General features: G+C 65.5%; 5 protein-coding genes. 4 read left to right on the top strand and 1 reads right to left on the bottom strand.

Features of this window, described 5'->3' with window-relative positions; translation table 11 throughout:
• A partial coding sequence (locus tag EN964_RS23025) for a LysR family transcriptional regulator (RefSeq protein ID WP_127276758.1) occupies window positions 1-561 on the bottom strand: 561 nt, incomplete at its 3' end.
• A gap of 216 nt (window positions 562-777) precedes the next feature.
• On the opposite strand from EN964_RS23025, the gene EN964_RS23020 reads away from it, so the two are divergent.
• The 4 genes from EN964_RS23020 to EN964_RS23005 all read left to right on the top strand — a co-directional run.
• Entirely contained in the window at window positions 778-2,148 is a 1,371-nt protein-coding gene (locus EN964_RS23020; RefSeq protein WP_245465158.1) for an MmgE/PrpD family protein, read from the top strand.
• Between the two features lie 6 nt (window positions 2,149-2,154).
• Window positions 2,155-3,396, top strand: coding sequence for an FAD-dependent oxidoreductase (locus EN964_RS23015; RefSeq protein ID WP_127267565.1), 1,242 nt, complete (start codon window positions 2,155-2,157; stop codon window positions 3,394-3,396).
• A gap of 19 nt (window positions 3,397-3,415) precedes the next feature.
• The gene (locus EN964_RS23010) at window positions 3,416-3,682 is read left to right on the top strand and encodes a sarcosine oxidase subunit delta (protein WP_127267566.1); all 267 of its coding nucleotides are present in this window, start codon (window positions 3,416-3,418) and stop codon (window positions 3,680-3,682) included.
• On the top strand, window positions 3,679-5,412 hold a 1,734-nt coding region (locus tag EN964_RS23005), incomplete at its 3' end, for a 2Fe-2S iron-sulfur cluster-binding protein (RefSeq protein ID WP_127276756.1). The genes EN964_RS23010 and EN964_RS23005, both read left to right, overlap by 4 nt.

Genomic DNA, 5,412 nt, shown 5'->3' with positions numbered 1-5,412 from the left:
GACCTTGAGTATATCCCGAGGCAGCTTCAGGGCGCCCTCGCCATCCAGCAGCGTCGGCGCGCACAGCAGAACCAGCTCGTCGTTCCACAATGGAAGGCCCGCGGGCGGACGGTCGTCGAAACGCCGCGTCGAAATGGTGATGTCGGCGATCTGCTCGCTGAGGTCCTCCCAGATCGTGCCATGCAGCACGATCTCGATTTCGGGATGTTTCTTGCGAAAGGCGGCCATGCAGCCCGCCAGCCAGTTCTCCGCCAGGCTCATCGGGCAGGAGACGACCACCGTGCGGTTGCGCGACGAAGTCACGATCGCCTCCGTCGCCTGGTCGATCTGATCGAGCGCCTGCCGCAAGGTGGGAAGGAAGGCCTCGCCCATTTCGGTGAGCTTGAGACTGCGCGGATAGCGGATGAACAATTGCCGGCCGATATAATGTTCAAGCGCGCGGACATGCGTGCTGACCGCTGCCTGCGTGTATCCGAGCTCCTTGGCGGCCAGGGTGAAGGAGAGGTGCCGGGCCGAACTCTCGAATGACCTGATATAGTTCAACGGGGGTGGTGGCTTCATCTGCGGCTCCTGCTTCGTGCAGTGAGAGGTAAACCATGGAAGCGCCGGCGTTCAATCGCAGGCAAGCGACAAGACATAGATATTTTTGGCCAAAGCCGCCGAACTAATTGCGTGAAAGCGCGATGGACCCAAATTAATGATGTCGTGACGCAGAGGGGAGTGATGCCAGTGGCTGTGCCGTCGCACCGGCGTGAAGGGCTTGACGCGAGTACCAGCGTGGCGGTTCGCCTGGCCGATTTCGTGTTGCGGCGGCCGGCGGCCGTATTCCCTCTCCCTGTCCTGGAACAGGCGCGATATCTCCTGCTCGACACGCTCGGAATAGCCATTGCGGCTAGCCCGATGGAAGCCGGCCGGATCGCCCGCGACACCGCCGCCCTTCTCTACGGCTCCGCCGATCCTCCGCATTCGGCGCGCATGCTTTTCGACGGCCGCCGCGCCAGCATCGCCGGGGCCGCTTATGCGGCCGCAACGCAGATCGACAATCTCGATGGCCATGACGGTTACAGCCCGACCAAGGGCCATATCGGCGTCGCCGTCGTTCCGGCGCTGGCAGCGCTGGCGGAGGCGCTCCCCGACCTCAGCGGGCCGGAAGCGCTGGCATCGCTTGTCGTCGGCTACGAAGTCGCCGGCCGGGCCGGCATCGCGCTGCATGCGACGGTGTCGGACTACCACACGTCAGGCGCATGGAATGCCGTGGGCGTGGCCGCGCTCGCGGCAAGATTGCGGCGGCTCGGCGAAAAGCAATTCCGGGAGGCGCTAGGCATTGCCGAATATCATGGCCCGCGCAGCCAGATGATGCGCGAGATCGCTACGCCGACGATGCTGCACGACGGCTCGGGTATCGGCGCGCTGACCGGCCTGTCCGCTGCCGTGCTGGCCGAGCGCGGCTTCACCGGCGCGCCGGCGATCACGGTCGAGGCGCCCGAAATCGCCGCTCATTGGCAGGATCTCGGCGCCTTCTGGCAGGTGCTGCATCAATATGTGAAGCCCTACCCGATCTGCCGCTGGGCGCATGCGGCCATCGACGCAACGCGTGGCCTCGTCCTGGCGCATAACCTGACCCCGTCGGAGATCAGCCATGTCGAGGTCAACAGCTTCCACTACGCCGTGACACTGTTCGACGGGGTGCCGGACACGACCTCGAAGGCGCAATACAGCCTGCGCTTCGCCGTCGCGACCTTCATCATGCATGGCCGCATCGGTCTGGAGCACATTTCCGGCAACGGGCTTGAGGATGCCGCCGTCGCCGAACTGCTGAGCCGCATCACGGTCCGGGAATCGGAGCGCCACAGCGTCCGCTTCCCCTCGGGGCGCTGGGCCGACGTGGCGATCACGACCACGGACGGGCGCGTGCTTGCTTCCGGCGACGTCCACGCGCGCGGCGGACCCGAGGCGCCGCTGACACTGGCTGAGATCGAGGCCAAGTATATGGAGTTCGCGACGCCGGTGCTCGGACAGGGCCGTGCCAGCGCGATCCGCGACGCGGTCCTTTCGCTTGCCGATCAGGACAGCCGCTTCTCCGATCTTTCGGTATTGCTCTACGATCCGCCCCTCGTCAGCATGACCCTCCAACGGCCAGCGTGGTAGCCTGAAATGCCGCTCAGGCTTCTGAAATACGGTCTCAGCAGGGACTATCCGGTCAGCGGCGACATTCCGGCAACACCGGACCTCAAGCCATCCTACGATGTGGTGATTGTCGGCGGCGGCGGGCATGGATTGGCGTGCGCGCATCATCTTTCGAAATATCACGGCATAAGCAGCGTCGCGGTGATCGAGAAGGGCTACCTCGCGGGCGGCAACACGGCGCGCAACACGACCACGATCCGCTCGAACTACATCACACCGGAAGGCATCGCCTTCTACAAGGAAGCGGTCGAGCTGTTCGAGGGCCTGTCGCAGGAACTCGACTTCAACGTCATGTTCTCGCAGCGCGGCCAGCTGACGCTGGCGCACACGGAAGCGACCCTGCGCAGCTTTCATGCGCGCGCCGAGATGGGCAAGCATCTGGGCACGCGCACCGAAGTCGTCGACCAGAAAGCGGTCGAAGAGCTCGCACCGTCCCTCAACATGGACTATGGCGGCACGCTTGAGATCCTTGGCGGGCTCTGGCATGCCGATGGCGGAACCGCGCGGCATGATGCGGTTGCCTGGGGCTATGCCGCGCAGGCGTCGCGGCGCGGCGTCGAGATACACCAGCGGACCGAAGTGGAAGGTTTCGAGGTCGTCGGCGACCGGGTCCAGGCCGTCAAGACCAACCGCGGCCGCATTGCCTGCGGCCAGGTGCTGATCGCGACCGGCGGGATGAATTACGACGTGGCGCTGATGGCCGGCGTCGAACTTCCCATCCGCTGCTATCCGCTGCAGGCGATGGTGACGCAGCCGCTGAAGCCCTGGCTGGATACGCTGGTTTCCTCCGTCTCGCTGCACACCTACCTGGTGCAGTCCTCGCGCGGCGAGGTCGTCATCGGCGGCGGCTCCGATCCCTACCAGCTCTACTCGACGCGCTCGACGCTCGACATGAAGGAACACCTCGCCGAGGGCGCCGTGCATCTCTTCCCGTTCCTGCAGGGCGTGCGGCTGCTGAGGCAATGGGCCGGGATTACCGACATGACGCCCGACTACAGCCCGATCATGGGTGCCAGTCCACTCGAAAATCTTTGGCTCGATTGCGGTTGGGGGACGTGGGGGTTCAAGGCAACACCGGTCGCCGGCAAACGCATGGCGGAGACGATCGCCAGGGGCCGCGTGCCCGACATATTGAAGCCGTTCGCGCTGGAACGTTTCGAGACGTTCCGGCTGCTCAACGAAATGGGCGCTACGGCGGCCAGTCACTGACCATGAAACGCCGCTGACCATGAAGATCCTGACCTGCCCGATGAACGGCCAGCGCAATATAGACGAGTTCCAGTCGTTCGGGCCCGTCCGCGCCGAGCTGGATCCGGACCGGGCCGCCGATGCCGACTGGTCGCGACACCTGTTCCGCGCCGAAAATCGCAAGGGCGTCGTGGTCGAGTGGTGGCGGCACGTGCCCAGCAATTACTTCTTCCTGGCCGAGCGCGACCTCGTCACCAACGAGATCATCCGCACCTTCGATGCTTCCGAACACCGAGCTCAACCATGAACCGGCTGGCTGAGCCCTGGGGCAGCAGGATCGACCGAAGCCGCCCCATCCGCTTCACATTCGAAGGCAAGAACTTCGAGGGCTATGCCGGTGACAGCATCGCCAGCGCGCTCGCTGCCTCCGGACAATGGGTGCTGTCGCGGTCCTTCAAATATCATCGGCCGCGCGGCATCCTTTCGATGACCGGGGCGGATGCCAACACGCTGGTGCAACTGCCGTTCGAGCCGAACGTCGCCGCAGACCGCACGCCGATCAGCGAGGGGTTGCGGATCAGCGCGCAGAACGTCAACGGCACGCTCGAGCGCGACCGCGACGCGATCATCGACAGGCTGGGACGGTTTATGCCGGTCGGCTTCTACTACCGCACCTTCATGGGGCCGCGCCGCGACAGCTGGCAGAAATTCTGGGAGCCGATGATCCGCCGCAAGGCCGGACTGGGCGTGGTCGACACCACCGCTCCGCGCCGGCATTTCGACAAGACGCACCTGCACTGCGACATTCTCGTGGTCGGCGCCGGTCCGGCAGGACTGAACGCCGCCATCGCTGCCGCCGAGGCGGGCGCGGATGTCGTGCTCTGCGACGAGAACCCGGAGATCGGCGGGTCGCTGACCTATGGCCGGCATGATCCGGCCATGCTTGCCGACCTGTCCTCCCGGCTGCGGGCCCTGCCAAATCTGCGCCTGCTGACCGGGACCGTCTGCAACGGATGGTACGAGGACAACTGGCTGCCGCTGATCCAGGGCGACCGGCTCTATCGCACCCGCGCCCGCGCCGTGATCCTGGCCACCGGCTCGATCGAACAGCCCGCCATCTTCCGCAACAACGACCTGCCGGGAATCATGTTCGGCGGCGCTGTGCAGCGGCTGATCCGCCATTACGGCGTGCGCCCCGGACAAAAGGCCGTGGTGCTGGCCACCGGCGACGAAGGCTATTGTGTCGCGCTCGATCTGGTCGAAGCCGGCGTCTCGGTGATGCAAGTCGTTGATCCGAGATCCAGCGGCGAGACGGGCGCCTTCGAAGCCGAATTGCACGGCAAGGGCGTGGCCATCCGGAAGGCCGCGGCGATCGAAGCCGCCGAGGGGACAGCGGGAAATCGTCACCTTGCGCGGGTTCGCATCGGCGGGCACTGGATCGAGTGCGACCTGCTGGCTGTCTCGGCTGGCAAGGTGCCTGCCTGGCAGCTGCCTTGCCAGGCCGGCGCCAAGGTCGGCTACGACGCCACCACCGGATCAATGACGCTCAGCCTGCCGAAAGCACCGGTCCACCTTGCCGGCTCTGTCGCTGGAGACAGCGATCTGCAGGACGCGATTGCCGGCGGGCATCGCGCGGCCGTGGCCGCACGTTTGGGGCTCGGCCACGCTGTTGCAGAGGACAAAATATTCACCAGGCCGATGGCCACCAGCCCGGTCCATGTGCTGCCGATCGTCGCCGATCGGAAGGGCCGCGACTTCGTCGATTTCGACGAAGATCTGCAGGTCAAGGATCTGCAAAACGCGGTCAAGGAGGGTTATCGCGAGATCGAGCTGGTCAAACGCTTCAGCACCGTCGGCATGGGCCCGAGCCAGGGTCGCCATTCCGCGCTCGCAACAGCCAGGATCGTTGCCGAGGCGACCAACCGCGCGGTCGCCGAAGTCGGCATCACCACTGCCCGCCCGCCGGTCGGACCGGAGACGCTTGGCGTGCTTGCCGGCGACCACGAACCCCTTGAGCGGCGCACCGCACTGCATGCC

The organism is Mesorhizobium sp. M7A.F.Ca.CA.001.10.2.1 (assembly GCF_003998575.1).
GTDB lineage: Bacteria > Pseudomonadota > Alphaproteobacteria > Rhizobiales > Rhizobiaceae > Mesorhizobium.
The sequence above is the reverse complement of the archived record's forward strand: the minus strand, read 5'-3'. Positions and strand labels throughout refer to the sequence as shown.

Bases quoted from the DNA above. Each gene is read 5' to 3' on its own strand.
- EN964_RS23010 (WP_127267566.1), top strand. From the start codon at position 3,416: ATGAAGATCCTGACCTGCCCGATGAACGGCCAGCGCAATATAGACGAG.
- EN964_RS23015 (WP_127267565.1), top strand. From the start codon at position 2,155: ATGCCGCTCAGGCTTCTGAAATACGGTCTCAGCAGGGACTATCCGGTC.